Below are 26174 nucleotides of genomic sequence, written 5' to 3' on the forward strand. Positions count from 1 at the left end.
AAAGGTAGAACCAGCTGCTCCCAACAATATCGCTAGACCTTGCTGGGGCTTGCGGCCCGGGCTGCGAGGTTGGTCAAACAGTCTGACAGGTCCTGAAACCGGATCGGCTTGGTCAGAACATCATCGAAACCGGCGGCCTTGAGCTCTTCGATCTGATGCGGCATCGCGTTGGCCGTGAAGGCGACGGAAGGCGGCATCTCTCCGCCCGTGTCCGCGACGTGTCGGCGGATCTTGGCAAGCGCCTCAAGACCGCTGAGCCGCGGCATTGATATATCGAACAGCAGGCAATCGACCTCCTGCGCCTGCCAGGTATCAAGCGCCTCTTGCCCGTCCGAACACATGATCGGGTCATGGTCCAATTTGGACAGCATCTTTTTCAGGATCAGACGGTTGGTGGCGTTGTCCTCGGCAACGAGAATGCGCATCGGAGCGGCAGGGTGGGAGGTGGTCGCGGTGACAGCCGTTGGTGTCTCTTTTGCCTCAGTGGGGGCAGTACCGCGTTGCAAGGGGAGGATGACACGCGCTTCGGTCCCGCGTCCCTGCTGCGACTCTATCTGAAAATCGCCGCCCATCATCTCGGTCAGCTCGGTGACGATTGCCAGCCCCAGACCGGTGCCGCCAAATGTTCGGGTGATCGAGTTGTCGGCCTGTTCGAACTTGTTGCGCACCCGGCGCAGTTGTTCTGGCGTCATGCCAATCCCGGTGTCGCAAACGCAAAGGTGCAGATTGCCTTCCGTGGACACCTTGCCTGTCAGGGTGACGTGGCCCTGATCCGTGAATTTCAGTGCGTTACCGCAAAGATTATGGATCACCTGCCCGATCCGGCGCGCATCGCCGACCCAGGTGCCTTCCAGCTCAGGAGCCAGCTCCAGCCGCAGGTCCAACCCCTTTTGCTGGGCGACAGCCTGATGAATGCGCGCCACATCCCGCAACACCTGCGCCGGGCTGAACGGGGCCGTGTCAAAGGTTTCCTTGCCCGCCTCGATGCGTGCCAGATCCAGAATATCGTTCAGAATGCTCAGCAGCCCCTCGGCAGAGCCCTGAACTGCCTCGACCATTTCGCGTTGGGCCGGATCGAGTTCGGTCTGCGTCAACACTTGCACCAGCCCGAGGATGCCATTCATCGGCGTGCGAATTTCATGGCTCATATTGGCCAAAAACGCCGACTTGGCCGCATTCGCCGCCTCTGCCTGCGCCCGTGCCTGATGGAGTTCAGTGACATCCACTCGCAGTCCGACACAGCCGCCATCGGGGGTGCGCTGTTCGAAGACCCGGAAAACGCGCCCGTCCTCCAGAGTTACCAGACTGGAGCCTGACGGGTTGCGGAAGGCCGCAAGGCGTTTCGCCAGGAACTCTTCCTCGCGTCCGCCTTCCGTACCGGCGTAATAGCCCTCATAGGCCGCCTTGCGCAGTATCACTTCGAACAATTGACCCGGTTTGACCAGGGGGGCTGTTTCAGCCGAGAACATGTTGACATAGCGGCTGTTGGCCAGCACCAGCCGTTCATCAGCATCGAAATAAACAAAACCATCGGTCAGCGCCTCGATGGCGGCCTGCAATCTGGCATGTGCGTCTCGGGCTGCGGTTTCGGCGGCAGAGCGTTCGGTTGTATCCTGCACGTAGCAGACGATCATCGGGCTGGTGTTAAACACCCGTTGCAGTGTGATCTCTGCCGGATAGGTCGACCCGTCCGCCCGCAGCATATCTGTACTGATCCTGCGGTAGGTGTTTTGGCCTTGCATCAGGTTTCGCACCGTCATGCCAAAACGTTCCGGATCCAGTCTCGGATCAAGGTCCAGCGGCGTCAACTCGGTCAGCCGGTTCATCGAATAGCCGATGTTATCCCTTGCAGCCTTGTTGGCCAGGACGAATTTCCACGTGCCGGGATCGAGTACGTAGATCTCCTCGAGGCTCTCCTCCATGATGTCCGACCAAAACGCGATCCGGGCGCTCTGGGAGGCGGCCTCTGCAAGCCTCTGTTTGTCGCGATGTGCAAGCAGCAGCGCACTCACTGCAGCGCTGATCTTCTCCAGACCGGCCAGAACGTCCGGCGAAAAGCTGCTGGGTTCCCGCCCCATGACGCAGACGGTGCCGATCGGGCGCCCCGGTTCAGGCTCAAGAAGGGCCCCGGCATAGGACCGGATATACGGCGGGCCCAATACAAGCGGATTATCGGTGAAGCGTTCATCCCTGTGGGTGTCGGGCACAAGCAGAGTGGTCTTGTCGCAAATCGCATGCCCGCAGAAGGAAACCTGACGCGCGGTGCTTCGCGTCTCTCCCATGCCGGTGCTCGCAAGAAAGACCTGCTCGCGTTCCCCTACGATCGAGACAAGAGCAATGTCAGTGCCAGCCAGCTGCGCGGCCAGATCGCACAGGCCCTGGATTTCCGGAGTGGGTTTCCGGAAGTCGATGCGCAGGTCTGCAATAAACTGCAACCGTAGATCATCGTCGAGAAACTGAGGTTCAATCATTGCTATCCATATCCGGCCCGGAAGGCCATCAACCCCTTGTGGGTATATTCGATAGTTCCTTTAGGAAGTTTCAATAGACGATCTTACGTCAGTCCCCAGCCGTGGTAAAATTTGCGCCCAGTGGACGACCAAACAGCAGGTATGGTCAATTTTTCTTCGCTGAAGCGATGCGGAAGAACGAGGGCGCCAAAGGCTCTGGTTGCGAGAGAGCGAGGCGTTCAGGTGGCTGAGGCCAGCCTCACCCGATGACGTGGGTCAGCGAGAACAACTCGGTCGGTTGCAAGGCCAGATCAAGCCCCAGTTTCAAGCAGACGGCAAGCACCAGCAGCGCCAGCAGGATGCGCAACTGTTCGGCCTTCAGGAGCAACCCGATACGGGTGCCGATCTGGGCGCCGATCACGCCGCCGACGATCAGCAGCACCGCCAGAACGGTATCGACCGTGTGGTTGGTATAGGCGTGCATCATCACCGTGTAGGCAGAGACGAATATGATCTGGAACAGGGAGGTGCCGACCACGACCTTCGTCGGCATGCCCAGGATATAGATCATCGCCGGAACCACGACAAAACCGCCGCCCACCCCCATGATCGCCGACAATACCCCGACGACAAAGCCGACGATCAGCGGCGGAAAGACCGAGATATAAAGTCCGGAGGTGCGGAACCGCACCCGCAGCGGCATGGCATGCACCCAGTCACGCCTGGTACCTTTGCGCTTTGGTGTTCCCGATTGTGCGCGTGCCTTGCGGATGGCGTTCAGGCTTTCGATGAACATCAGAGAGCCGACCAGCCCCAGGAAGAACACGTAGAACAGGTTGACCAGAAGGTCGACCTGCCCCAGCTGCCGCAGGGCGTCGAAGATGTAGATGCCAAGGGTCGAGCCCGCCAGCCCCCCGGCCATCAAGGCTAGCCCCATGTGAAAATCCACCGTTCGGCGGCGGATATGGGAAAGCAGGGCCGAAAAGGAGGAGGCGACGATCTGGTTTGCGGATGTCGCGACAGCCACGGCTGGTGGAATGCCGATGAAGAACAGAAGCGGTGTGATCAGAAAGCCGCCGCCCACCCCGAATATCCCCGAGAGAATGCCGACAACCAGCCCAATGGACAACAGCAGGGGACCGTTGACCGACACTTCGGCGATGGGCAGGTAAAGTTGCATGGCAGGGTTTTAAACTCAGGCAGGGGACCCTTTTACGCCTAAGGCCAAGCTATCTGCGGCGCAAGACAAGGGCTTGCAAATGTGAAAAACCGTGGCGCTCCGGTCCCGGCTTGTCGATGGAACGGGGGGGAGAGCTTGAAGAATGGCGGCCCACGTCGCGCGGGCCGCCACAAGTCACAGGATCCGAGTTACAGGACCTTTTTGCGAAGGAAGGAGGAGACCACCTCTCCCACCACCACCAGCGCGAGGATGGTCAGCAGGACCATGGCGACCTCGGGCCAGTTGAAGGTGTCGATCGCGCCTTGCAGGATCATCCCGATGCCGCCTGCGCCAACAAGGCCCAGCACGGTGGATTCGCGCAGGTTGATGTCCCAGCGCAGGATCGCTACGGCGAAAAAGGCAGGCATCACCTGCGGCACGATGGCGTAAAGCACGATCTTGAACCGCGAGGCTCCGCAGGCCTCCAGCGCCTCCACCGGTTTGCGGTCGATTTCCTCGATCGCTTCGCCCAGCAGTTTGCCGAGGAACCCGATGGAGCGGAACATGATCGCCACGATCCCCGCCACGATGCCGGGGCCGAAAATGGCCACGAACAGGAGCGCCCAGATGATGGTGTTCACCGACCGCGAGGAGACGAGAATGAACCGCCCGACCCACAGGGCGAACTTGTTCGGCGTGGTGTTCTGCGCGGCGATATAGGCAACGGGCAGCGAGACCACGACGGCGATCATCGTCGCCAGGGTGGCGATATTCACTGTCTGCCAGATTGCTTCAAGGATCGAGGGCAGGTTGCTCGGGTCCGGCGGCATCATCCGCCCAAACAGATCCGCCATCTGCGACGGGGCGTCCCAGACCCAGGCCCAGATCACGTCGATGCTGCTGAGTGCCCAGCCAACGATCAGCAGGGTCAGGGCCAGCCCGCCATAACGCATCAGGCGCTGGCGCAGGGTAAAGCGGGACCAATGGTCGAGCGTTTGGTTCAAAGACTGATTGGTCATTATGCGATCCGCTTCCTGATAAATCCGCTCACCGCCTCGGAGATCAGGATCACCCCGACGATGACCATGGTGATGGCGAGGGCAAAGTCGTAGTCATAGCGCCCGAATGCATTGGCCAGCGTGGCGCCGATGCCACCCGCGCCGACGATACCGACCACGGCAGAGGCGCGCAGGTTGCTGTCCAGCTGGTAGATGCCAAGACCCACCAGTCGCGGCATGATCTGCGGCATCACCGCATAGGCCAGCGTTGCGATGAACCCGGCCCCGGCAGAGCGCATGGCCTCGACCTGGCCAAAGTCGATTTCCTCGATCCGTTCGGCCAGCAGTTTCGCCACAAAACCGATGGAATAGACCACCAGCGTCAGCGCCCCGGCAAAGGGACCAAAGCCCACCGCCTTGACGAAGATGATTGCAACGATCACCGGGTGAAAGCTGCGCGCGACGATGATGATGCCGCGGCCCAGCAGATAGACCGGTTTCACCGCGATATTGCCCGCCGCCATGAAGGCCAGCGGCACCGAAACCGCGATGCCGCCGACGGTGGCCAGAATGGCGATCTTCAGGCTTTCCATGAAACCATCGAACAGCAGACCGGCGCGGTCAAAGCTGGGCGGAAATGCCCCGCTGAAGATGCGCTGGGCGCGGCTCATCCCGTCCGCCACACGGTCCCAATCGATGGGCAGGGTGGCCAGGGTCATGACGAAATAGATCGCCACGGCCGCATAAAGCCCGTAGCGCATCACCGGGTTGGCGATGAAGGGTGGCTTTTTCCAGGTGTCCTTGACCGTGCTCATGCCGCCGCCCCGACCTCGGCGCGGTCCTCTGCCGGAACGCCTGCATAGATTTCGTCCATTTCGTCCTTACCCAGCTGATCGGGCAGGTCGTCAAAGATGATCCGGCCATAGCGCATGCCGACGATGCGGTCGCTGTATTCCTTGGCCTCGGTCACATTGTGGATGTTGATGATCACCGGCAGGTTCAGCTCGTTCGCGAGGTCCCGCAGCAGCGACATGATCTGTTCCGATGTCTTGGGGTCCAGCGAGGCGGTGGGTTCGTCCGCCAGGAGGATTTCAGGGCGTTGCATCAGGGCGCGTACCACACCGACACGCTGACGTTCACCGCCGGACAGCTCATCCGCGCGTTTGTCCGCGTAATGGGCGATGCCCACCCGCTCCATCAGCTCATAGGCGTGGCGGATGTCTTCGCGCGGATAGCGCCGGGTCAGCGCCGCCCAGGTCGAGATATAGCCAAGGCGCCCGGACTGGACGTTTTCCATTACCGTCAGGCGATCGATCAGGTTGAAACCCTGAAACACCATACCGATACGGCGCCGCGCCGCGCGCAGATCGCGGCGGCCAAGGGTGGTGAACTCGGTGCCGTTCAGATTGATCGACCCCGAAGTCGGCTCGACCAGACGGTTGATACAGCGCAGCAAGGTGCTTTTGCCCGCGCCGGAGGATCCGATGACCGAGGTCAGCTGATCGCCCTCTACGGTCAGGTCCAGCTCCTTCAGCACCGGATCGCCCGATCCGTAGCGTTTGGTGAGTTTGGTGATTTCTAGCATGACGGCCTCTCGGACATAGCGCGGCCATGCCCCAGCCGCGTTGCCCGTAGGGGGCAAGCCGCGGGGGGCCGCAGGAGTGTCCGGCCGACGCCTGTGGTCGGCCGGATCTTCGGGTCTGGTGGGTTTAGTTCCCGGCGAGGCCCTGCGGCGTGTATTCCACACCGTTGGAGGCCTGGATCTGACGGATCACCGCCCATTGATCCTTGTAGGTGATCGGGATGAATTTGCTGACGCCTTCGAATTCGTCACCCAGTTTGGTGCCCTCGAAATCGAAGGTAAAGAAAGCTTCCTTGATCTTCGCGGTCAGTTCGGGGTCGAGGTTGTGCGCCACGTTGAACGAGGTCGTCGGGAAGGGATCGCTTTCCCAGATCTTGCGCACGTCGGCGGTGTCATAGAGACCACGCTCGGCCATGCGTTCCACCACTTCGGAGGCCACCGGTGCGGCGTCATAATCGCCTGCGACCACGCCCAGCATCGATTGATCGTGCGAGCCGGAATAGACCACTTCATAGTCCTTGTCGGGCTCGACGCCCAGACCCGGGAACAGCGCGCGCGGTGCCTGGTTGCCGGAGTTCGAGGTCGGCGAGGTATGCGCCACGCGGCGGCCTGCCAGATCCTTCACTTCCTTGATGTCGCTGTCGGCCTGGGTAAAGACCTGCAGCTTGTAACCGAACTGACCATCCGCAGCGCCCATGATGGCGAAAGGCACGGCGCCGGCCAGGTTCACCGCAAAGGGTGTCGGTCCGGTCGAGAAGCCCGCAACGTGCAGACGGCCCGAACGCATCGCTTCGACTTCGGCCGAGTTGGACTGCACTGCGAAAAACTGCACGTCCTTGCCGGTGGTTTCTTCCAGATGTGCGATGAAGGGTTCCCAGATGTCGGCATAGACTGCCGGGTCTTCGACCGGCGTATAGGCAAAGACCAGGGTGTCGGGGTTGCTCAGCTTGGCCGGATCGGTGGGGGTGTCAGCCACCAGATCGCCGTTGGCATCGCAGTACAGCATGTCGAGCGCGCCGCGCTCGGCGCAGTCTTCGGCTGCGGTTGCGGTGATTGCGCTCAGCGTCAGAGCGCCCAGTGCCGTGGCGGCGCCGGTCCAGAATTTTACCATGTTTTCCTCCCTTGGAACGCCGGTGCCGGGAGACACTCCCGCCATCGCGGCGCTGGTGGGGCGAAGATAAAGACCCGCATCCGGCGCATGCTAGGCGCGTATTGTTAATCAAACAGCGAGAAGCCAGCTTTCATGTTAACAATGTTTCAAACTGCATCACAGCTCTGTCGACCCGCTGGCGTATCATGGCGGGTCTTGGCAGTATGCCGCCCGCGAAGGCCGCAGGAGGTGCGGTGAGGGAGGATGTGATGCAGGACGGCAGGACAGAGCCGCTCATTGCCATTGTGGACGATGATCCGGACGTGCGCGAGACGCTGTCAGCGCTGATGCGCGAGAGCGGGTTCGATGCGGTCTGCTGCGCCGATATTCCCGCTTTTCATGCGCTTGGCGACCCGCCGCCGGTGGATCTGGCGCTGATCGATCTGCGGCTGCGCGGCGAATCCGGGCTGACGCTGGCGATCCATATCCGCGAGCGTTACGAGATCCCCATCGTGATGCTGACTGGTGTCGGGGATGAGATCGACAAGATCATCGGGCTGGAGACCGGCGCGGATGATTACATGATCAAACCCTTCAACCCGCGCGAGTTGGTGGCCCGTATCCGCGCCGTGTTGCGCCGTTATGGACATGGTCCAGCCAAACCCAGCGCCGCGCCGGGACAGCAAATCGCCTTTGGTACCCTGCGGCTGGATGTGCAAACCCGCCGTCTGCTGGACGCGGAAGGCGAGGAGATCCCGCTGACCAATGCCGAGTACCGGCTGCTTGATTATTTCGCCCGCAACCCCGACCGGGTGATCCCGCGTCCGGAACTGCTGGAGGAGCTCGGCTCGGACATGCAGCGCTATGTGGACAGGACCATCGACGTGCTGATCCTGCGTCTGCGGCGCAAGATCGAGGCGGTGCCGTCAAAACCGGTGCATCTGCAGACCCGCCGCGCGCAGGGCTATATCTTTCACCTGTCGCCGGGCTGACGTCGCATGCTCGCGCTTTCCCGTCTCAGCGTTCGGTTTCGCCTCTCCGCTGCCATTGCCGTTCTGTTCGGGCTGATCCTGCTGGTCAGCCTGATCGGCATGCGGGTGCTGAACCGGACCGAGATGTGGATGAATGTTCTGCATCAGGACACGCTGACCGAAGTGTCCGATGCGCTGGACCTGTCCCGCCGGGCGGCGGATCTGGCAACCTCTGCCCCATTTCTTTATGCGCTGTTTCCCCCCTTCCAGCTGGAGCAGGAGGCGCAAAGCGTCTTGAAGAACCTGCGCAGCATCGAAGACCATGCCGCCCGCGACCCGGCGCTGGACCTTCCGCTGGCCCGGCTCAGGTTGGCGATTGATGATCTGACCACCGCGCTGGTGCCGCAGACTGCGCGCAAGGCGGAGCTCACCGCGATCGACCGGGACATGCTGCGTCTGAACGGGCGGGTGCGGCGGCTGTCGGGCGATACCACGCTGTCGCTGGCAGAGCGCGAAGTCTGGGCCGGTCTGCAACGACTGACCGCCAGCGCCATTGGCGCGGGGCGGGCGGATGCGCTGATCGAACTCGGTGAATTCAGCCGACGCTACAAGCGTGCCCGTGATCAGATCACTCCGCGCCTGACGCCTGTCCACCAAGCCACCTTTGACGAGATCGAAACAGCTCTCAGCCGCAGTGACAGCCTGTTCGTGCTGAAGCACCGCGAGCTTGCCGCGCAGCTTGATGCGGAGAACGCCCTGTTCCGTATCCGGCAGGAGGCGGGCCGCATTTCGACCTATGCCGAAGAAAAGGTCGCGCAGGCAGAGGCCCGCCTGTCGCAGGCGCGCGCAGAGACCTCCGACAACCTTGGCGTTGCCAAGAATTCCTTTCTGGCGCTGACCCTGATGAGCCTTCTGGTGGCAATCACCTCGTCGCTCTACGTGTCGCGCTATGTGGCCCGCAACCTGCGCCGTGTGGCTGATGCCATGCGCAAACTGGCCGCCGGGGATCACCGCAGCGATTTGCCCCGGGCCCGGGTGTCCGAGGATGAGATCGGTCAGCTCTTCGCCGCCTTTCAGGTATTTCGCGAAAACGCGCGCAAGCTGGACCGTCGCACCGGCCAGATCCGCCGTCAGAACGCGCTGTTTTCCCGCGTGTTCCGCAACATCAAGGATGGCGTGGCGATCAGTGCCGCCGATGGCCGGATCGAGGCCGAGAACGACAAGCTGCGCAGCCTGTTGCGCCTGCCGCCGGAGGAGGCGGAAGAACCGGCGAATATGCAGGCGCTGATCGACCGCTCTGCCTTTACTCGGCAAGTGAGCGCAGGGGAGCGCGGTGGATTTGAGGAATACACCGATGCCTCTGGCCATGTTCTGGAGCTGCGCCATTCGCCGCTGCCCGATGGCGGTGCGGTCTGGTTGCTGTCGGAAACCACTGAACGCAAGCGCATTGATGAACGGCTGGAGGAAATCCGCCGTGTGGAAACTTTGGGCAAGGTCGCCGGTGAGGTCGCCCATGATTTCGGCAATATCCTGTCTAGTATTTCTGGCAACCTGCACCTTCTGAAACGGGCGGATGACGAACAGGCCCGGTACCTGCGGACCCGCATCGGCTCGGCGGTGGATCTTGGCGTGTCCCTGACCGAGCGTTTGCTGGCCTTTGCCCGCAAGCAGCATCTGGAACCGCAGGTGACCGATCTGTCGATGCTGGTTGAAGGTATGGCCGACCTTCTGGAAATTGCTCTGCCGGAAAACATTTCGCTGGACTTTGATTTGCCGACAGAGCCTGTCAATGCGCTGGTCGATCCGGGCCAGCTGGAAAGCGCCATCCTGAACCTCTGCGTCAACGCAGGTCAGGCGATTGAGGGAGCTGGCCGCATTTGCGTCTCGGTGGCGACGGGGCAGGATGGCGGCGCCCAGCTCAGCATCCGTGACGATGGCTGTGGTATGACACCCGAGGTGCTACATCGCGCAACCGAGCCGTTTTTCACCAATCGCAGCGACGGCAGCGGCACCGGGCTGGGCCTGTCGATGGTCGATGGCTTCGTGCACCAATCCGGCGGGCGTCTGGATATCGCCTCCCGCACCGAGCCGCCGGAGCGGGGCACCACCGTGACGTTGAATTTCCCGCCGCTGAAGGCTGAGGAGGCCCCACAGGAGGTCGCGCTGCAGGCGCCCGGTACGGCACTGGTGGTCGATGATGACCCGGCCTATCTCGACTCGGCCGGCAAGGCGCTAGAGCGGATCGGCTATACCCTGCACCGGGCCAGCAGTTTTGCCGAAGGCGCAGCGCAGATCCGGGAGTTGCCAAAGCTTGACCTGCTGCTAAGTGATCTCAATCTCGACAATGGTGCATCAGGCTGGGATCTTCTGCAGCTAGGCGCCGGGCTGCATCCGGACTGCCAACTGATCCTGATGTCGACACGCCGAATTGGCCGGATCCCGGAAAGCCTGCGCGGCAGTCCCGGCCTGGCCTCATTGGCCAAACCGGTCACGGATGCGGACATCCGCAGTCTGATTACCCAGACGGCACAAAGACCTGAGGCCTAGCCTGCGCCGGGTGCCGCGGCGCGTGTTTCTAGGGCACGGGCCTCTTCCTCATCATATCCCAGCCAGTCCGACAGCACCGAACGCGTGTGTTCGCCGAGGAGTGCAGGCGCGCGCGCGGGGGCAGGGCCCTCGCCGTCGAACCGGATCGGTCCGCGCACCAGTTGCATGTCCCCCACGTCCGGGTGCGTCACGGTTTCAATCAGCCCGCGTGCTGCGACATGCTCCTGTTCCAGAGACTCCGCTATGCTGAGTATCGGCGCATTAGGTACGTCGAATTCGGTCAGTCGGCCCAGCCAGTATTCCGTGGTGTCTTTTTCCATGATTTCGCAGATTTCCGGCTCCAGCGCGTCGCGGTTTTCCAGCCGTTTCTCATACTCGGCGAAGCGTGGGTCGGTGATCAGGTCTTCACGCCCAAGGCAGCGCGCGAAGTTGTGCCAGAACCGTTCCGTCAGGCAGGCGACGATCACATGGCCGTCCCTGGTCGGGAAGGCGCCGTAAGGCACGATTGAGGGGTGACGGGTACCAACCGGCTGCGGGCTGTTGCCACTGACAAAATAGATCTGGGAGAGATAACCCTGCATGGCAATCAGGCTGTCCAGCATTGCGATTTCCACGTGGCGGCCCTGTCCTGTCGTATTGCGTTCCACCAGTGCAGCGAGCAGACCGAACAGCGAAAAGATACTGCCCGCCATATCGCCGAGCGGAATGCCCAGCTTGTTGGGGGGCTGTCCCGGTTCGCGGTTCACATCCATCACCCCGGACAGCGCCTGCGCCACGATATCAAAGGCGGGTTTGTCGCCATGGGGGCTGTTGCGCCCGAAACCGGTGATGGAGCAATAGACCAGCCCGGGATTATCCGCTTTCAACGTCTCATAGCCAAGACCCAGCCGATCCATCACGCCGGGGCGGAAGTTTTCGAGTACAACGTCGCATTTGCGCGCAAGGTCACGGGCGATCTTTGCCCCCTCGGGGGATTTGAGATCCAGCGTGATGCTTTTCTTGCTGCGGTTGAGGGCAATGAAATAATGGCTCAGCGGACCTTTGAAGGGCGGGAAGTTGCGAGTTTCATCGCCGCTGCCGATCGGTTCGACCTTGACCACTTCTGCGCCAAGATCGGCCAGCACCATGCTGGCATAGGGGCCGGACAGGATGCGCGAGAAATCCAGCACTTTGATACCTGCCAGCGGTCCGCGTCGCTGCTGCTCTTCCTGTTGCGTGCTCATGGTGTGTCCTTCTTTGCGATTATTTTCATGACGGCTGTTGCCGTGGCGACCAGGCGTTCCCCTGCGTGCAGATCCGCGTCCACGAACAGCATTGAGCGGGTCGCGTGGCGCAGGGTTGCGCTGGCTTCCAGCAGGTCACCGGCGCGCGCAGCGGTGACAAAGCGCGTATCCATCTGAAGCGTGACAGTCGGTTGCCGATTGGCCGCATTCCAGGCCTCGATGGCGATGGCTTGATCCAGCACCCCGGTGACCACGCCGCCATGCACCGAACCGATGGCGTTGCAATGGGAAGCATCGGTGCGCAGCCCATAGATATTGCTGCCATCCAGCGCCCTGGTCTTCAGGATGGGGCCGATCCCATCCATGAAGGGACCGGCCTTCAGCTCTTTCCAGCCTGTTTGTTCGGTGAGTTGGGTCACTGTCTAGCTCCTCGTTTCGATTTGCATGGCTTCGATTTTGTCGCGCAGCTTCAGCAGGGATTTCGCGAGCGCAGCGACCTGTTTGTCATCCATCCGTTCTGAAATACCGATGGCGACCAGAGAGCGGATCATCTGCCCGGCGGCGTTGAACACCGGCGCCGCGACAACCGTCACGCCCGAGATGTAGGTTCCCCTGTCCACCGCATAACCGCGCGCGCGGGTCGCTTCGACTTCGGTTAGCCAGTCGTCAAAGCTGGGCGGGTGATCCCAGACCAGTTTGTCAAAACCGCTGCGCAGCTCTTCGGGGTCGGTGACGTTGAAGGCGGCAAACAGGCGGCCTGTGGCGCTGATCAGGATGGGAAAGCGGCTGCCAAGGTCGACCTGAAGTCGGAAGGGCAGGGTCGATTGCGACAGTGCGATGACCACCATCTGGGACGGTTCGGCCACCTGTGTCGCGATGGAGGTCACCCCGAATTTCTCGGACAGGCCAGAAAGCAGCGGCTGCACCAGAACCGAGAAGGTGTTCTTCTGAAGGGCCGAACGGGCCAGGGGCAGGATGCCGATTCCGATCGAATAGCGTTTGGTGTTCGAATCAAAATCGACGAGTCCCTCATCCTGAAGCACCCGCAGAATGTGCAGGCAGGTGCTGGGCACCAGTTCGAGCTCGCGGGCGATCGGATTGACGCCCACCGGTTCGTCCGAACGCGCCAAAAACCTAAGAATAGCAATGGCTCGCGTGACGGCGGGCACCTGTCTCTTGGTCGTGGTCTCTGCTGATTTTGCGGCCATTTTATACCTCTGTAACGCTTGATTTCATTGCGTATATACAATAATTATAGCGTATTGACAATAACATATCCTGATCCCTACCGTTGTCAACGAACACGGGCAGGCCGCGATGACGTGCTTGCCGGACGACGAAAGGGAGAGGATTGGCGATGCAACGCCTGACGGATTTCACATCCTACGCTGACGCGCTGACGCACTATTCGAAGGATGCGCTCTGGGCGCTCTTCGATGGGGATCGCGACAACTTCAACATTGCGCATGAATGCGTGGACCGCCACGCAGCGGGGGATCGCACGGCGCTGCGAATTGCGCACGCCTCGGGGCAGGATGAGATCATTTCCTTTGCGGAACTGGCCAGCCGGTCCTCCCAGGTTGCGCATTATCTGGTGTCGCAGGGCGTCCAGAAAGGTGACCGTATCGCGGTCATGATCGAGCCGTCGCTGCCCTTCTACTGCGTCATGTTCGGCGCGATGAAGGCAGGTGCCGTGGCGGTTCCGATGTTCACCCTTTTTGGTCCTGACGGGATCCGCCTGCGGGTCGAGGATTGCGCGCCGAAGATCCTGTTCACCAACGCAGAGAAGGCGCCGGAAGCCGTCGAAGGTGGCGCCGAACGGGTTGTTGTCGCAGATGCAGAGTTCCTTGATGGACTGGATGGTTTTCCCGGCGAATTCGAATGCTCGACCGCGGGTAACGACCTTGCCGTTCTGCAATACACATCCGGGACCACCCGCCTGCTGCCTGCGGCGGTGAAGCACAACCACCGTTCCATAGTGACGCTGATGGTCGCGGCGCTTTATGCAACGGGCATCCGCCCGGGCGATCGGTTCTTCTGTCCGTCCTCACCAGCCTGGGGGCATGGGTTCTGGCACGGCACGCTGGCACCGCTGGCCCTTGGCGTGTCGACCGGCACGTTCTCGGGCAAGTTTGACGCGGTACGCCTGTTGCAGGCCCTGCACGATTTCGAGATCAGCAACCTCACGGCTGCGGCGACCCATTACCGGATGATGCGCAACTCCGGCCGGGCAGAGGATTTCACCTATCATTTCGACAAGCTCTCCTTCACGGGTGAGCCGATCGACAGCGAAACCGCCGCCTATGTGGAACGTGTCTTCGGCACCAAGGTCCGCTCGATGTATGGCACCACCGAGATCGGTGTCATCATTGCCAATTATCCGGGTGCGAATGATCTGGAGGTGCGGGACGGTGCCATGGGCAAGGCCGTTCCCGGCGTCGAAGTGCAGGTCCAGCACGACGATGGTTCGCCCTGTGACCCCGGAGAGACCGGTGAGCTCATGGTCAAAAAGGCGGGCAAGTGGTTCCCGACAAAAGATCTGGGGCGGGTCGATGAGGATGGTTATTTCTACCACGGCGGCCGGGCGGACGATGTCATCATTTCCGCAGGCTGGACCATCGGCGCAGTTGAGGTCGAAGATGCGCTGCTGAGCCATCCCGCCGTTGCCGAGTGTGGTGTGATCGGCGCCCCGGATGAGCTGCGCGGTCAGGTCGTCAAGGCCTACATTATCCTGAAAACAGCGGAGACTGCCGGGCTCAAGGAAGACATCCAGGAGCATGTGCGCTCCAAGCTCGCGCGGCACGAATACCCCCGCCAGATCGAATTTGTCACCGAACTGCCAAAAACCCCGGCAGGCAAGGTGAACCGAAAAATCCTGAGAGATCAACAAGCCAGACAACTGGAAACCGCGGGCTGATCCGCGCGCACCAGACGTAATTCTAGGAGGAAAACGAATGAATGAAATGACCCGGAAATTTCCGAAGATCACCGAGGAAGGCCTTGACGATCTGCGCGAACGCGTTGGCGTAAAGATCGAAAAAACGGTCGAGCCCTGGTGCTATGAAGCGACCCGAGACAACATTCGCCACTACGCCCATGGCATTGGTGACGACAACCCGCTGTGGTGTGATCCGGACTATGCCAAGACCACCAAGTATGGCGATGTGATCGCGCTGCCCTCGTTCCTGTTCGCGACGAACCGGATCATCTCGGGCTATGTGGGTGGCCTGCCGGGCGTGCACGCGATGTGGTCGGGGGCCAACTGGAACTGGCACAAGACCATCACTCGCAACATGGAATTCCGCACCGAGGCCTACCTCAAGGATCTGGTCGAACACGACACCCGTTTCGCAGGGAAAGCCGTCCAGCAGATCTATCACGTCGATTTCTATGACACTGCGACGGGCGATCTTGTGGCGGATGCTGACAGCTGGTGCTTCCGCACCGACCGTGATCAGGCGCGCGAGAATGGCACCAAATATACAGAAGCCAAGGAGAAGGGCCGCCGTGTCTGGACCGAGGCCGAACTGCAAGAATACTACAAGTATTACGAGCAGGAAGAAATCCGCGGCGCCGAGACCCGTTATTGGGATGACGTTTCCGAAGGCACCGAGCTGCCGACCATGGTCAAGGGGCCGATGACGGCCACCGGCTTCATCGCCTATGCGCAGGGTTGGGGCGGTCTTTATATCCGGGCCAACAAGCTTGCCTGGCAGTTGCAGCAGAAACACCCGAGCGCAGGTCCGAAGAACCGCTACGGCATTCCAGATTGTCCCGAACGGGTTCACTGGGAAGAGGAATTCGCGCTCGAAGTTGGTGCGCCCGGCGCCTATGACTATGGTCCCGAGCGGACGTCCTGGCTGACACATCAGATCACCAACTGGATGGGCGATGATGGGTTCCTGCGGCAGGCGAAATGCCAGGTGCGTCGGCACAACCCCGAAGGCGACATCATCCTGATCCACGGCACCGTCATTCGCAAGTATGAGGAAGATGGTCGCTATCTGCTTGAAATCCAGCAACGTGCAGAACAGCAGGATGGCGAAATGTCCGCCATGGGCTCTGCAATCGTCGAGCTGCCCAAGCGTTAAGCCTGGGCTCTCGCGTCAACCAGAAGGGAGGCTGGTTTGACCATGATCGAACGCACGCTGAGAAAAATCGAGGACACCCTGCATCTTGCCGGGTGCCTCTCCCTGGTCGCCGTAGCGGTCTTGATCAACGCAGATATCTTGTTGCGTTTGATCGCGAACCGCCCGGTCCAGATCCAGTTCGAACTGACCGAACTCTACCTGATGCCCGCGCTGGCGACCCTGTCGCTGTCGCGGGTGTTCCGGGACGGTGGTCATCTCGCCCTGGATTTTGGCCCAGAGACCCTCCCCGGTCTTTGGGGAACGCTGCTGGCAAAGGCGCGTTTGCTTCTGCCTGCCACCTTCTTTGCCGCGATCACCTTCATGTCTGCGAAATTTGCCTGGGGTGCCTTTGCGCATCACGAGGTCGAGTATGGCGTGATCGACTGGCCGCTCGGGTGGGCCTATGCCGTCGCACCTCTTGGGTGCGGTGTGCTGGTCCTGCGGCTGATCCATGATGTGTTCCGTCCTGCGGAGCCAGATCTCACCCGATAAACCAACAATGGGAGGAAACGAAATGAAGACCTTGAAGAAGATCACTGCGGTTTCCGCGATCATCGCTCTGGGCATGACCGCAACAGCCGGTATTGCCGAGACGCTGCGCCTTGGGGATTTCCAGTCGACCAGCCATATCGTGTCGATCGAGGGCACCACGCGCTGGATGGCAGCGGTGGAAGAGGCCACCGGAGGTGCGGTCTCGTTCCAGCATTTCCCGTCGCAGCAGGCGGCAAAATCCAAGGCACAGCTGGATGCCGTGAACAACGGTATTCTCGACGCGGCGCTTCTGGGCACGCTTTATCACGCGGAATCCCTGCCGCTGAATTCGGTGGTCGGCTTGCCGGGGTTCTACAGCTCGGCCCAGCAGGGTACAAAGGCGCTTCAGGCGATGCTGAAGGAGGGACCGCTGCGCGAGGAACTGCTGGCGGCAGGTGTCACGCCGATCTTCGGTTTCGTGCTGCCCCCCTATCAGGTGCTTGCCAAGAAACGGCTTGGTCTGGCGGAAGACTGGAAGGCGCTGGATATCCGGACGTCTGGCTCGACACAGGCGATGACGGCCCGCTCCATGGGTGCAGTGGGTATCTCGATCCCGGGGCCAGAGGTCTACACGGCGCTAGAACGCGGACGGCTCGACGCGGTTCTGTTCCCTCTGGCATCGGTGCCGGGCTACAAGCTCAACGAGGTGGTGAGTCATATTTCCACCAACGGATCCTTCGGCGGCTATAGCTTTGTAATGGTCGTACGCAGTGACCTGTTCAAAGACCTTCCCGAGGATGTGCAGGCCAAGATGCTGGAGCTGGGCGCAGAGACGGCCATGCATGTGGCAAAGGCGCAGGACGACTCGGTCGAAGGTCTTGTCACTCAGTGGAAGGACGAAGGAATCGACACCTACACCTTCTCTGACGCGGAACTGGCAAGCCTCACCGACAGCATGAAACTGGTTGGCCAGGACTGGCTGGCGCGGATCAATGCGGATGGCGCAGAGGCGGTTCTCGAAAACTATCGTGCCCTGACTTCGAAGTAAGCCCGACAAAGACTGAAACGATCCGGGCGCCCATTCGGCTGCCCGGATCCTGAAGACAGAGCCGCGAACATGATTACTTTCCTCGCCCTTCTTTGCCTGCTGGCCCTATTCATGGTGTTCCGGATGCCGATCGCATTCGCCATGGGGTTGGTTGGCTTCATCGGACTTGCCTTGCAATTGGGATGGCGCCCTGCATTCGCTGTGCTGGAACGCATCTTCTTTGACAGCTCGTCCTCGTTCATTCTGGTGGCGATCCCGCTGTTCATCCTCATGGCAGAGCTTTTGACCTCGGGCGATGTGACGCGCCGCGCGATCCATGCCTGCCAGTGCTGGATCGGCCATGTCAAAGGCGGCCTTGCGATGGCGACCGTGGCCTCCTCTGTGCTGCTGGCGGCGCTGGTGGGCAGTTCGACCGCATCAACTGCGGCAATGGCCGCATCGGCCTTTCCAGAGATGCGTAACCATAACTACGCTGACCGTCTGGCGGCGGCCGTGGTCAGTGTGGGGGGCACGCTTGCCGTGGTGGTGCCGCCGTCCATCGTGCTGGTTGTCTATGGCGTCCTCACGGAAACCTCGATCGGGCAGCTGTTCATTGCTGGCATTGTGCCGGGATTGCTGACGGCATCCGGTCTGGCCCTGGTGATCAAGATCATCGCGACACGTACGGATCAGGCGCCTAAAGGGGATCCGTTCCAGCTAGGCAAGGCGGTCAAGGCCAGCCGTCACGTGATCCCAATGGGGTTGCTCATGGTCGGCGTCATCGGTGCCATTTACGGCGGTGTCGCCTCTCCGTCCGAGGCTGCGGCGCTTGGCGTGATGGGATCGCTCATCATTGTTCTTGTGCAGCGCAGCATAACCTTTGTCGGCCTGAGCACATCTGTGTCCGCGGCCATCCGGGCGACCGTCATGATCGTTGCCATCGTCACCTGTTCGGCGATCTTCGCGAATTATCTGGCCTTCACGCGGATCACCCATGCGCTTTTGGAATTCGCATCGACCACGGATCTGCCGCGTGCAGCGATTCTGGCCTTCATGGTACTGATTCTGCTGGTTATGGGCATGTTTATGGACCAGCTGGCGATCCTGTCCCTTGCGATGCCACTGGCGTTTCCGACCGCGATGGCGCTGGGCTATGATCCCGTCTGGTTCGGGATCGTGGTGACAAAGACGGTCGAGATCGGGCTACTGACGCCACCGCTTGGCCTGAACGCCTATGTTGCCTCGGCCCAAACTGGGGTTGCGCTGGGCACTATTTTCCGGGGCATCGTGCCGTTCCTTCTGATGGAACTCGTGGTGCTGGTGGTACTGCTGTGCTTTCCGGAGATCACGCTCTGGCTGCCATCTCTGATGCTTGGCTGACCCAAGCACATATGACGAGAAACAACAAAGGCGCCCATGGGGCGCCTTGCTTTATTGGTCGGAGTGAGAGGATTCGAACCTCCGGCCCCTGCCTCCCGAAGACAGTGCTCTACCAGGCTGAGCTACACTCCGACCGTGGCGCGGCATTATACCCGGCGCGCGGGTTTTGCAAGCCGATTTGTCATGCTTTTTTGCAATGAACGCGGATTGTGAAAACTTGCGTCCCGCGCGGCAGGGCGCCATCCTTGGGAAAAACGAGGCTGACATGTCAGCAGACTATCTCACGGTGCTTGGCGGCATCGGTATGTTCCTTGTGGGAATGAAGATCATGACGGCGGCGCTGCGGGACGCGGCCGGTTCAAATTTGCGGGACATCCTGACCCGGTTCACCACAACGCCGCTGCGCGGAGTGATGACCGGAACCCTGTCGACAGCGGTGATTCAATCCTCCAGCGCGACCACTGTCATGACGGTTGGGTTTGTCGGGGCGGGGTTGTTGACCATGCCGCAGGCGCTGGGGGTGATCTATGGCGCCAATATCGGCACCACGGCCACCGGTTGGCTGGTCTCCCTGCTGGGGTTCAAGCTGAAGCTGGGCAGTGTGGCGATGGCCGGTCTTCTGTTTGCAGGTCTGGCGGATTTGCTGGGGCGCGGCGCGGTGGCGCGGGCCGGGCGGATGGTGTCGGGCCTGTGCCTGCTGTTGATCGGGCTTGATCTGATGCAGGTGGGCATGGCCGGTGCCTCCGACCTGGTGACGCCACAAATGCTGCCGGGGAATACGTTCTTGGGGCTGGTATTGCTGGTGGGGCTGGGCGCCGGGTTGACCATCGTGATGCAGTCATCCTCGGCGGCAATGGCGCTGGCACTGGTGATGGTGCAGGGCGGTGCCCTGCCGCTGGAGCAGGCGCTGGCCATCGTGATCGGGATGAATGTCGGCACCACGTTCACCGCAATTCTCGCCTCGGTCGGCGGTTCGCGCCCGATGCGGCAGACGGCGCTGGCCAATCTGTTCTTCAACGTGGCGACCTCGGTCGTGGCCTTTGCCGCGCTTCTGTCCGGCGCAGCGTGGCTGCCGGTGCTGGAACAGGCAACCGAGGCGGTGACGACAGTCCTGATCTTTCACATGGGGTTCAACATCGTCGGGACCGCGATGTTCCTGCCGATAACTCAGCAATTTGCCGCCATGGTCGCGCGGCTGGTGCCGGACCATCCCGCTGCGCCGCTGATCGATCTGGATCGGGCCCTGTTGCAGGATCCAGGGCTTTCCCTTGTCGCAGGGGAGGCCGCCACGGCCACCATATCCCAGCGTCTGAATGCTGCCCTGGCCGCAGCGCTGCGCGATCCGCCGGATTACCGGCCCCTGTCGGGGCTGCAATCCGCGCAGGAGGCCTTGCAGGAATTGTCGGAATTTCTGGCGGATATCCGTCTGTCCGAAGGGCGCGAAGATCAGGAGCGTGCCTATGCGGCGCTGCTCCATCAGACCGACCACCTAATGCGCCTTATGGCGCGGAGCGGGCAGAAAGGGCGGGCAGCGACCCTGTCAGAGGACCCGATGCTGCGACGTCCGGCGCAGGCCATGGGGCTTGCCTTGGCGCAGCTTGCTGAAGGGCGCGCAGAGGAAGAGAAGACGGTGGCCCGGCTGGGGCGGCTATATGACCTGATCGAGCGGCGCACAAAACGCCATCGTCGCGCGCTTCTGCTGGGCGAGCACGCTGGTATCTACAGTCTGTCGGATGTGTTTTCCCATACCGATGCGCTGCGCTGGATGCAGCGCTGCCTGCATCATGCCGAACGGATCGCATATTATGGCGGTGTTGCGCGCGGGGCGCTGGCTGCGGCGAAAGATCCCGCCGCAGCCGAAAACAGCGACGCGCCTTAGAGGCTGGCGTCGAGAGCTGCGACGATGGCGTCGCCCATTTCGCTGGTCGAGACCGGCGTGACGCCTTCTTCGCCCAGAAGGTCTGCGGTGCGCACGCCATCGGCCAGAACCTTTTCGACAGCGGCTTCGAGCCGGTCGGCCTCTTCGCCCATGTCGAAAGAATAGCGCAGCGCCATGGCAAAGCTGAGGATACAGGCGATCGGGTTCGCCTTGCCCTGACCGGCGATGTCGGGGGCAGAGCCATGCACCGGCTCATAGAGCGCCTTGGGGCGACCGTTGGCCATCGGTTTGCCAAGACTGGCCGATGGCAGCATGCCCAAAGAGCCGGTCAGCATCGCCGCGGCGTCGGACAGCAGGTCGCCAAACAGGTTGTCGGTGACGATCACGTCGAACTGCTTGGGCCAGCGGCACAGCTGCATGGCGCCGGCGTCGGCGTACATGTGGCTGAGCTCGACCTCGGGGTATTCCTTGCCAACCTCGGTCACCACTTCGCGCCACAGAATGCCGGATTCCATAACGTTGGCCTTTTCCATCGAGCAGAGCTTCTTGTCGCGCTTCATCGCCAGTTCGAAGGCGGAGCGTGCGACGCGGTCGATCTCGCTCTCGGTGTAGCGCTGGGTGTTGATGCCGACGCGCTCGTTGCCTTCCTCGATGATGCCGCGCGGCTCACCAAAGTAGATGCCAGAGGTCAGTTCGCGCACGATCATGATGTCGAGGCCCGCGACGACGTCCTTTTTCAGGGACGAGAAATCCGCCAGCGCGTCAAAGCACTGCGCAGGGCGCAGGTTGGCGTAAAGGTCCATCTCCTTGCGCAGGCGCAACAGGCCGCGTTCCGGTTTCACCGAGAAGTCCAGCACGTCGTATTCCGGGCCACCCACGGCGCCCAAGAGGACGGCGTCGACTTCCTGTGCCTTGGCCATGGTGTCGTCATGCAGCGGGGTGCCGTGCTTGTCATAGGCGGCACCGCCGACCAGATCCTCGCTCACATCGAACTGAATGTCGCGCTTGTCACCGTACCAGCCGATGACCTTGCGGACCTCGCCCATGACCTCGGGGCCGATGCCGTCTCCGGGCAGAATCAGAATCGATGGGTTGGACATGCGCTTCCTCCTTGAAATAGCTGGAATTGGGGTACTCTGCACCGCGGGCAGGGTCAATAACGCGGCCTTGAATTTAAGGGGCCGGAGGCCGCTTTGCAGCCTTTTCCAGCCCGGTGGCCAGCATATCCCAGACCCGCCTGATCCGTGGGGTCTGCCGCATGCTGGAATGGGCCGCCAGCCAGACCGGCAGGGGAGGTATGTGAATGTCCAGATCCAGCTCTTCCACCTCGGGGTCCAGATGGGCGACACCGCATTGCGAAAACCCGATCCCGCAGCCCGCCCGCAAGAGCTGCCAGTAGGCGGATTGGTTGTCACAGCGGACAGCAAAGTGATGCCTGTCCGCGTGGATGCCCATTGCCCGCATGGTGCGCAGGATCAGATCGTCATCGTCATAGCCGATGAGATCATGGCTCCAGAGGCTCTCCAGATCTGTTGGCCGTCCGCGGCGGTCCAGATACCGTTTGGCCGCAAAGGCCCCGAGCGGCAGGTCCGTGATGTGGCGGGTCACAATATCAAGCTGGGTCGGGCGGTACATTCGCACGGCGATATCGGCGGCGCGAAATACCAGGTTTTCCGAGGCATCGCTGGGCACCAGTTCCAGTTCTATCTGCGGCAGCGCAGCGCGGATATCGGCAAGGATGTGCGGCAAGATGTAATGTGAGGCAAAGATGCTGGCGGTGATGCGCACGGTGCCCTTCAGATCCTGCGATTGGCCCGCCGCGGTCAGGCCGATCGCGTGCATGCGGGCGTGAATGTCCTGCGCCATCGGCAGCAATGCTTCGCCTTCCGGGCTTAGGTGTAGGCCGCGCGGATGGCGGTTGAACAGCCGCTGCCCAAGCTGCTCTTCGAGGGTCTGAATATGGCGGCCCATGGTGGGCTGGCTGCGCCCCAGCTGCGCGGCCGCCGCCGATAGCGAGCCGGTCTCGGCCACGGCAAGAAAGCTCTGGATCAGGGACCAGTCGGTGAGTGTCGTTTTGTCCATTCAATATTGAATGGCAGATCTGAATTTTTATGCAATTGGTATATTATGGTGAATGGATAGATTGAACCTGACCACGATGGAAGGAACAGATCATGACACGGAAGGTTCTCATTCTCGGCGCCTCTGGCCGCTTTGGCCGCGCGTGTGCGCATGCCTTTGAACAGGCGGGCGCCGAGGTCACCCGCTTTGACCGCAAACGGGACAATCTGATGCAGTCGGCGCAGGGCAAGGATGTGATCGTTGCGGCCTGGAACCCAGCCTATCCCGACTGGGCGGCGCAGGTGCCGGATCTGCACACAAAGATCATCGCGGCGGCCAAGGCCAGCGGCGCCACGGTGATCGTGCCGGGCAATGTCTATGTCTTTGGTCCCGGCACACCGTCGCCCTGGTCCGAACGCTCGCCCCATCGGGCCGAAAACCCATTGGGCCGCATTCGCATTGCGATGGAGAATGCCTATCGGACTTCTGGCGTGCGCACCATCGTCCTCAGGGCTGGTGATTTTCTGGATACCGAGCAGTCGGGCAACTGGTTTGACACGGTTATGACCGCGAAACTGGCAAAGGGCCGGTTTGTCTATCCCGGCAACCCGGATCTGCAGCATGCCTGGGCCTTTCTGCCGGATCTGGCGCGGGCTGCTGTTGCCCTCGCTGCGCGCGCGGACGAACTGCCGGTCTATCTGGATGTGCCGTTCCCGGGCTATACGCTGACGGGGCGGGAGTTGTTTGCCGCGGTGAATGCGAGCCTGCGCCAGCCGGTTGCCTTGAAGGGCATGTCGTGGTGGCTGCTTAGGCTGGCGGCTCCGGTCTGGCCGTTGGGGCGCTGCCTGCTGGAAATGCGCTACCTCTGGAATACGGCGCACCGGCTGGACGGCAGCGTGTTCCGCAAGATCCTTCCCGATTTTCAGGAAACGCCACTGGCCGAGGCAATATCGCAAGCCCTGCCAGCAGCCTATGCGAACACCACTGCGGAGAGGGGCTTGGCTTCACCTGCCTAGTCTGAGGTCGTGGGGGGCGGTAACGGCATCGCGATATCTACCCAGACCAGCCGGTGACGGCTGGCGCGGCTCGCGCTGTCGGTGCCCGGCAGGGACCAGAGCACCCCGGCGTCCGCCATCTGCAGATTGGCCGAGGGCAAGATATAGTCGACCCGCATCCGCCCGGGGCTGTCCCACTCCACCGTGTTGAGGCCCGCCTCGGGGCTGGCGGGGCGGGGATCCTGAAGTCTGGGGTCCTCCAGAAGCTGGCGGATCGCACCTTTGAGGCCCGCGCCCTTGTCAGGGTCCAGATTGGCGCCCCCTGCGAGCACGAAGCGGTGCAGGTCTGGGGGCTGAAACGGTTCGGGCAGGCGGCCATCCAGCAACAGTTGCCACAGGCGGATTTCGTCATGGTTGCGGCGGCCATTGCGGTCTTCCGGTCCATCAAACACCGGTGGTCCCGCCTGAAAAGTCAGCAAATCCAGCCGCGCTCCACCGGGCAGGCGTAGTGGAACCACCCAATGGGCGGTGGAGGATAGCCGCTGCACCGCCTGTGCCGTGGCCGACGGGAAGGGGCTGCCGTCCGCGTTTTGTGGCAGCAACGCACCGGGCAGGTCGCGCCACAGCATCGGCGAAAGGTCGAGAACCTCAGCCGTGTCGATGGGGATACGGGACAGGACGGCGATTCCGCCGCGGCCGGTGAAATCGCCATAGCCCTGGGAATCCCCCGGGCCACCCAGACGTCCATCACCATCCAGATCCAGACCCGTGGGAAGGCCAGCATTCGGCGCGGCGGCAAACAGATAGGGGAAAGGATGCCCGGCGAGAGCCAGATGGCGCTCGAGCGCCCGAAGGGTCCGGTTGTAATAATCCCAGTCAATACCCTGCAAGGTCAGAACATCAGGCTTTGCCGCCAGGATGACGTCGATCACGGCGGCGATCTGCGGGTCCTCTCCGCGCTCGATATCGCGTAGCAGCAGGCCGGGACCCTTGCGGAACAGTTCGGTATTGAAGGTCGCGATCCGCACCGTATCAGCCTGCGCGGGCAGGAACAGAGACAGCAAAAGGAAGGCACCGGACAGAACAAGACCGGCGCGGTGTCTCATGCGGTTTGCAGAGTCTCGGGATCGGCATAGGCGGCGCGGCGGCGCTGGGCGATCAACTCGGCCACCCGCATCAGCGCCAGCCCGCGCATGATCATCGAGGCTGGGACAAAGGCCCAGGCGCTGACCGTCCAGACCAGAGTCTGCGGTGCGGCAAACACTGCGGGGTCGATGATTCCCGAGGCCAGTTTGATGGCCGCCGGAATGGCAAAGGGCAGCAGCGCGCCGATCACCATGTTGACGCGTCCGTCCCGTTGCAGACGGATCACCACATCGCCGCCCGTGGTGGGATCGAACAGTGGTAGGTTAACCCAGACGTTGAAGGCGCCGTTGCCCAGCGGCCAGTTCCCGATGCGGACCGCCAGTGCAAAGGTTACGATGCTGAGCGCCGCCACCAGATAGCTGATCCCGGCTGCCGAGCGAACCGCCAGAACCGTTGCGTCGGGCACATCGGCGGGCATCATCAGGGTGGTCAACTGCACCGGGGAGTAGGCAAAATCCATCCCGGCGCCCAGCCGCGCGGCCACTTCATGCACCAAAGCGGTCAGACCGGTCGGGTCCAGCGGATGGCGGGCGAGCAGGCTGAGCAGCCCGACCATGGCAAAAAGAGACAGGAACCGCATCCGGTTCAGCGGCGGTGCCTGACGGAATTCGACAAAGCTGGGAAAGCTGGAGAAATACTCGGCAAAGGTAAGGGTGCCACCCAGAAGCGCCATGAAGACGATAATCTCGGGGGATTCGGTGGCCGATACCGGCAGCAGCAAGGACGGCATCGCGATCAGCAATGCCACCAATACGCCGCGGGTTGCCGCGCCTATGATGCGTGCAAACACTACGATCTGTTCCCTTCAACCTGGACTGGCCGGTGCTTTGCCGTGCCTTTGTTCCAACTTGTGCCCCGGATCTGCGTCCGGGAGTCTGCCTCAATTCTGCCCTATTTCTGCACGCTGGCAGGAAACCACTCAAGGGTTCTGAAAGAGAATCCACCACCCGGGCGGGTGTTCGGGCCGGAACTGGTGCCGGAATACATCAATAGATGCCTTCTGTTTCAGCACCTTGTAGGCCGATATACCAGATTTAGGGGAAGCGACTGGTTCAACCGCAAGCC

General features: G+C 61.7%; 22 protein-coding genes and 1 tRNA gene. 9 read left to right on the plus strand and 14 right to left on the minus strand.

What is annotated here, in order from left to right; genetic code table 11:
- Nucleotides 1-32: 32 nt before the first annotated feature.
- From SM763_RS06880 to phnD, 6 genes are all read right to left on the minus strand, one after another.
- Complete coding sequence (locus tag SM763_RS06880; protein ID WP_368998066.1) at nucleotides 33-2471, minus strand: ATP-binding protein; 2439 nt, start codon at nucleotides 2469-2471, stop codon at nucleotides 33-35.
- A gap of 238 nt (nucleotides 2472-2709) precedes the next feature.
- On the minus strand, nucleotides 2710-3630 hold the full coding sequence (locus tag SM763_RS06885; protein WP_274830440.1) for a sulfite exporter TauE/SafE family protein: 921 nt from the start codon (nucleotides 3628-3630) through the stop codon (nucleotides 2710-2712).
- Between the two features lie 188 nt (nucleotides 3631-3818).
- Nucleotides 3819-4628 (minus strand): phosphonate ABC transporter, permease protein PhnE, encoded by an 810-nt coding sequence (phnE, locus tag SM763_RS06890; protein ID WP_065271714.1) that lies wholly within the window; start codon nucleotides 4626-4628, stop codon nucleotides 3819-3821.
- Complete coding sequence (gene phnE / locus SM763_RS06895) at nucleotides 4628-5422, minus strand: phosphonate ABC transporter, permease protein PhnE (RefSeq protein ID WP_368998067.1); 795 nt, start codon at nucleotides 5420-5422, stop codon at nucleotides 4628-4630. The genes phnE (SM763_RS06890) and phnE (SM763_RS06895) overlap by 1 nt, the downstream gene beginning before the upstream one ends.
- Nucleotides 5419-6192 carry a phosphonate ABC transporter ATP-binding protein gene (gene phnC, locus SM763_RS06900; protein ID WP_065271712.1) on the minus strand — a complete coding sequence of 258 codons (774 nt, stop codon included), beginning with the start codon at nucleotides 6190-6192 and terminating at the stop codon, nucleotides 5419-5421. The genes phnE (SM763_RS06895) and phnC overlap by 4 nt, the downstream gene beginning before the upstream one ends.
- A 124-nt stretch (nucleotides 6193-6316) precedes the next feature.
- Complete coding sequence (phnD, locus tag SM763_RS06905) at nucleotides 6317-7300, minus strand: phosphate/phosphite/phosphonate ABC transporter substrate-binding protein (RefSeq protein ID WP_368998068.1); 984 nt, start codon at nucleotides 7298-7300, stop codon at nucleotides 6317-6319.
- Between the two features lie 248 nt (nucleotides 7301-7548).
- Here phnD and SM763_RS06910 point away from each other — a divergent pair, with 248 nt between their 5' ends.
- Nucleotides 7549-8271 carry a response regulator gene (locus SM763_RS06910; protein WP_368998069.1) on the plus strand — a complete coding sequence of 241 codons (723 nt, stop codon included), beginning with the start codon at nucleotides 7549-7551 and terminating at the stop codon, nucleotides 8269-8271.
- Nucleotides 8272-8277: 6 nt separating this feature from the next.
- Nucleotides 8278-10797 (plus strand): ATP-binding protein, encoded by a 2520-nt coding sequence (locus tag SM763_RS06915; RefSeq protein ID WP_368998070.1) that lies wholly within the window; start codon nucleotides 8278-8280, stop codon nucleotides 10795-10797.
- Here the strand turns inward: SM763_RS06915 and SM763_RS06920 are convergent.
- From SM763_RS06920 to SM763_RS06930, 3 genes are read right to left on the minus strand one after another with little or no spacing between them, the layout of a single operon-like run.
- On the minus strand, nucleotides 10794-12020 hold the full coding sequence (locus tag SM763_RS06920; protein ID WP_368998071.1) for a CaiB/BaiF CoA transferase family protein: 1227 nt from the start codon (nucleotides 12018-12020) through the stop codon (nucleotides 10794-10796). The two genes, SM763_RS06915 and SM763_RS06920, sit on opposite strands and share 4 nt — an antisense overlap.
- The gene (locus SM763_RS06925) at nucleotides 12017-12439 is read right to left on the minus strand and encodes a PaaI family thioesterase (protein ID WP_368948494.1); all 423 of its coding nucleotides are present in this window, start codon (nucleotides 12437-12439) and stop codon (nucleotides 12017-12019) included. The genes SM763_RS06920 and SM763_RS06925 overlap by 4 nt, the downstream gene beginning before the upstream one ends.
- Nucleotides 12440-12442: 3 nt before the next feature.
- Entirely contained in the window at nucleotides 12443-13228 is a 786-nt protein-coding gene (locus SM763_RS06930; RefSeq protein ID WP_274833231.1) for an IclR family transcriptional regulator, read from the minus strand.
- Nucleotides 13229-13377: 149 nt separating this feature from the next.
- Here SM763_RS06930 and SM763_RS06935 point away from each other — a divergent pair, with 149 nt between their 5' ends.
- The 5 genes from SM763_RS06935 to SM763_RS06955 all read left to right on the plus strand — a co-directional run bounded on the left by SM763_RS06935 (nucleotide 13378) and on the right by SM763_RS06955 (nucleotide 19028).
- Nucleotides 13378-14937 carry an acetate--CoA ligase gene (locus tag SM763_RS06935; RefSeq protein ID WP_368998072.1) on the plus strand — a complete coding sequence of 520 codons (1560 nt, stop codon included), beginning with the start codon at nucleotides 13378-13380 and terminating at the stop codon, nucleotides 14935-14937.
- 37 nt (nucleotides 14938-14974) lie between these two features.
- Nucleotides 14975-16111, plus strand: a complete 1137-nt coding sequence (locus SM763_RS06940) for an FAS1-like dehydratase domain-containing protein (RefSeq protein WP_274831201.1) — start codon at nucleotides 14975-14977, stop codon at nucleotides 16109-16111.
- A gap of 42 nt (nucleotides 16112-16153) precedes the next feature.
- Nucleotides 16154-16642 carry a TRAP transporter small permease gene (locus SM763_RS06945; protein WP_368998228.1) on the plus strand — a complete coding sequence of 163 codons (489 nt, stop codon included), beginning with the start codon at nucleotides 16154-16156 and terminating at the stop codon, nucleotides 16640-16642.
- Between the two features lie 22 nt (nucleotides 16643-16664).
- On the plus strand, nucleotides 16665-17669 hold the full coding sequence (locus SM763_RS06950) for a TRAP transporter substrate-binding protein (protein WP_368998073.1): 1005 nt from the start codon (nucleotides 16665-16667) through the stop codon (nucleotides 17667-17669).
- 69 nt (nucleotides 17670-17738) lie between these two features.
- Entirely contained in the window at nucleotides 17739-19028 is a 1290-nt protein-coding gene (locus SM763_RS06955; protein ID WP_065271704.1) for a TRAP transporter large permease, read from the plus strand.
- Between the two features lie 55 nt (nucleotides 19029-19083).
- Here SM763_RS06955 and SM763_RS06960 read toward each other — a convergent pair.
- Nucleotides 19084-19160: transfer RNA gene (locus tag SM763_RS06960), tRNA-Pro, on the minus strand.
- A 133-nt stretch (nucleotides 19161-19293) separates the two neighbouring features.
- Between SM763_RS06960 and SM763_RS06965 the strand changes: the two genes are divergently transcribed.
- Nucleotides 19294-20907, plus strand: coding sequence for a Na/Pi cotransporter family protein (locus tag SM763_RS06965; protein ID WP_368998074.1), 1614 nt, complete (start codon nucleotides 19294-19296; stop codon nucleotides 20905-20907).
- Here the strand turns inward: SM763_RS06965 and leuB are convergent.
- Both leuB and SM763_RS06975 read right to left on the minus strand, forming a co-directional pair.
- Complete coding sequence (leuB, locus tag SM763_RS06970) at nucleotides 20904-22007, minus strand: 3-isopropylmalate dehydrogenase (protein WP_368998075.1); 1104 nt, start codon at nucleotides 22005-22007, stop codon at nucleotides 20904-20906. The genes SM763_RS06965 and leuB overlap by 4 nt on opposite strands.
- 73 nt (nucleotides 22008-22080) lie before the next feature.
- Complete coding sequence (locus SM763_RS06975; RefSeq protein WP_368998076.1) at nucleotides 22081-22989, minus strand: LysR family transcriptional regulator; 909 nt, start codon at nucleotides 22987-22989, stop codon at nucleotides 22081-22083.
- A 92-nt stretch (nucleotides 22990-23081) separates the two neighbouring features.
- Between SM763_RS06975 and SM763_RS06980 the strand changes: the two genes are divergently transcribed.
- Nucleotides 23082-23984 (plus strand): sugar nucleotide-binding protein, encoded by a 903-nt coding sequence (locus tag SM763_RS06980; RefSeq protein ID WP_368998077.1) that lies wholly within the window; start codon nucleotides 23082-23084, stop codon nucleotides 23982-23984.
- Here the strand turns inward: SM763_RS06980 and SM763_RS06985 are convergent.
- Nucleotides 23981-25069, minus strand: a complete 1089-nt coding sequence (locus SM763_RS06985; protein ID WP_368998078.1) for an endonuclease/exonuclease/phosphatase family protein — start codon at nucleotides 25067-25069, stop codon at nucleotides 23981-23983. The two genes, SM763_RS06980 and SM763_RS06985, sit on opposite strands and share 4 nt — an antisense overlap.
- Nucleotides 25066-25899: a hypothetical protein gene (locus SM763_RS06990; RefSeq protein ID WP_274840017.1), complete on the minus strand. Its 834-nt coding sequence runs from the start codon at nucleotides 25897-25899 to the stop codon at nucleotides 25066-25068. Before SM763_RS06990 ends, SM763_RS06985 begins: the two co-directional genes overlap by 4 nt.
- Between the last annotated feature and the right edge of the window lie 275 nt (nucleotides 25900-26174).

Origin of the sequence: Pseudophaeobacter sp. C1-32P7 (assembly GCF_041008775.1) — a bacterium.
GTDB lineage: Bacteria > Pseudomonadota > Alphaproteobacteria > Rhodobacterales > Rhodobacteraceae > Phycobacter > Phycobacter gallaeciensis_A.

Bases quoted from the DNA above. Each gene is read 5' to 3' on its own strand.
- SM763_RS06940 (WP_274831201.1), top strand. From the start codon at position 14,975: ATGAATGAAATGACCCGGAAATTTCCGAAGATCACCGAGGAAGGCCTT.
- SM763_RS06915 (WP_368998070.1), top strand. From the start codon at position 8,278: ATGCTCGCGCTTTCCCGTCTCAGCGTTCGGTTTCGCCTCTCCGCTGCC.
- SM763_RS06965 (WP_368998074.1), top strand. From the start codon at position 19,294: ATGTCAGCAGACTATCTCACGGTGCTTGGCGGCATCGGTATGTTCCTT.
- SM763_RS06950 (WP_368998073.1), top strand. From the start codon at position 16,665: ATGAAGACCTTGAAGAAGATCACTGCGGTTTCCGCGATCATCGCTCTG.
- SM763_RS06985 (WP_368998078.1), bottom strand. From the start codon at position 25,069: ATGAGACACCGCGCCGGTCTTGTTCTGTCCGGTGCCTTCCTTTTGCTG.
- SM763_RS06920 (WP_368998071.1), bottom strand. From the start codon at position 12,020: ATGAGCACGCAACAGGAAGAGCAGCAGCGACGCGGACCGCTGGCAGGT.
- SM763_RS06930 (WP_274833231.1), bottom strand. From the start codon at position 13,228: ATGGCCGCAAAATCAGCAGAGACCACGACCAAGAGACAGGTGCCCGCC.
- SM763_RS06910 (WP_368998069.1), top strand. From the start codon at position 7,549: ATGCAGGACGGCAGGACAGAGCCGCTCATTGCCATTGTGGACGATGAT.
- SM763_RS06935 (WP_368998072.1), top strand. From the start codon at position 13,378: ATGCAACGCCTGACGGATTTCACATCCTACGCTGACGCGCTGACGCAC.
- leuB (WP_368998075.1), bottom strand. From the start codon at position 22,007: ATGTCCAACCCATCGATTCTGATTCTGCCCGGAGACGGCATCGGCCCC.
- phnE (WP_065271714.1), bottom strand. From the start codon at position 4,628: ATGACCAATCAGTCTTTGAACCAAACGCTCGACCATTGGTCCCGCTTT.
- SM763_RS06975 (WP_368998076.1), bottom strand. From the start codon at position 22,989: ATGGACAAAACGACACTCACCGACTGGTCCCTGATCCAGAGCTTTCTT.
- SM763_RS06980 (WP_368998077.1), top strand. From the start codon at position 23,082: ATGACACGGAAGGTTCTCATTCTCGGCGCCTCTGGCCGCTTTGGCCGC.
- SM763_RS06880 (WP_368998066.1), bottom strand. From the start codon at position 2,471: ATGATTGAACCTCAGTTTCTCGACGATGATCTACGGTTGCAGTTTATT.
- phnC (WP_065271712.1), bottom strand. From the start codon at position 6,192: ATGCTAGAAATCACCAAACTCACCAAACGCTACGGATCGGGCGATCCG.
- SM763_RS06945 (WP_368998228.1), top strand. From the start codon at position 16,154: ATGATCGAACGCACGCTGAGAAAAATCGAGGACACCCTGCATCTTGCC.
- SM763_RS06955 (WP_065271704.1), top strand. From the start codon at position 17,739: ATGATTACTTTCCTCGCCCTTCTTTGCCTGCTGGCCCTATTCATGGTG.
- SM763_RS06885 (WP_274830440.1), bottom strand. From the start codon at position 3,630: ATGCAACTTTACCTGCCCATCGCCGAAGTGTCGGTCAACGGTCCCCTG.
- phnD (WP_368998068.1), bottom strand. From the start codon at position 7,300: ATGGTAAAATTCTGGACCGGCGCCGCCACGGCACTGGGCGCTCTGACG.
- phnE (WP_368998067.1), bottom strand. From the start codon at position 5,422: ATGAGCACGGTCAAGGACACCTGGAAAAAGCCACCCTTCATCGCCAAC.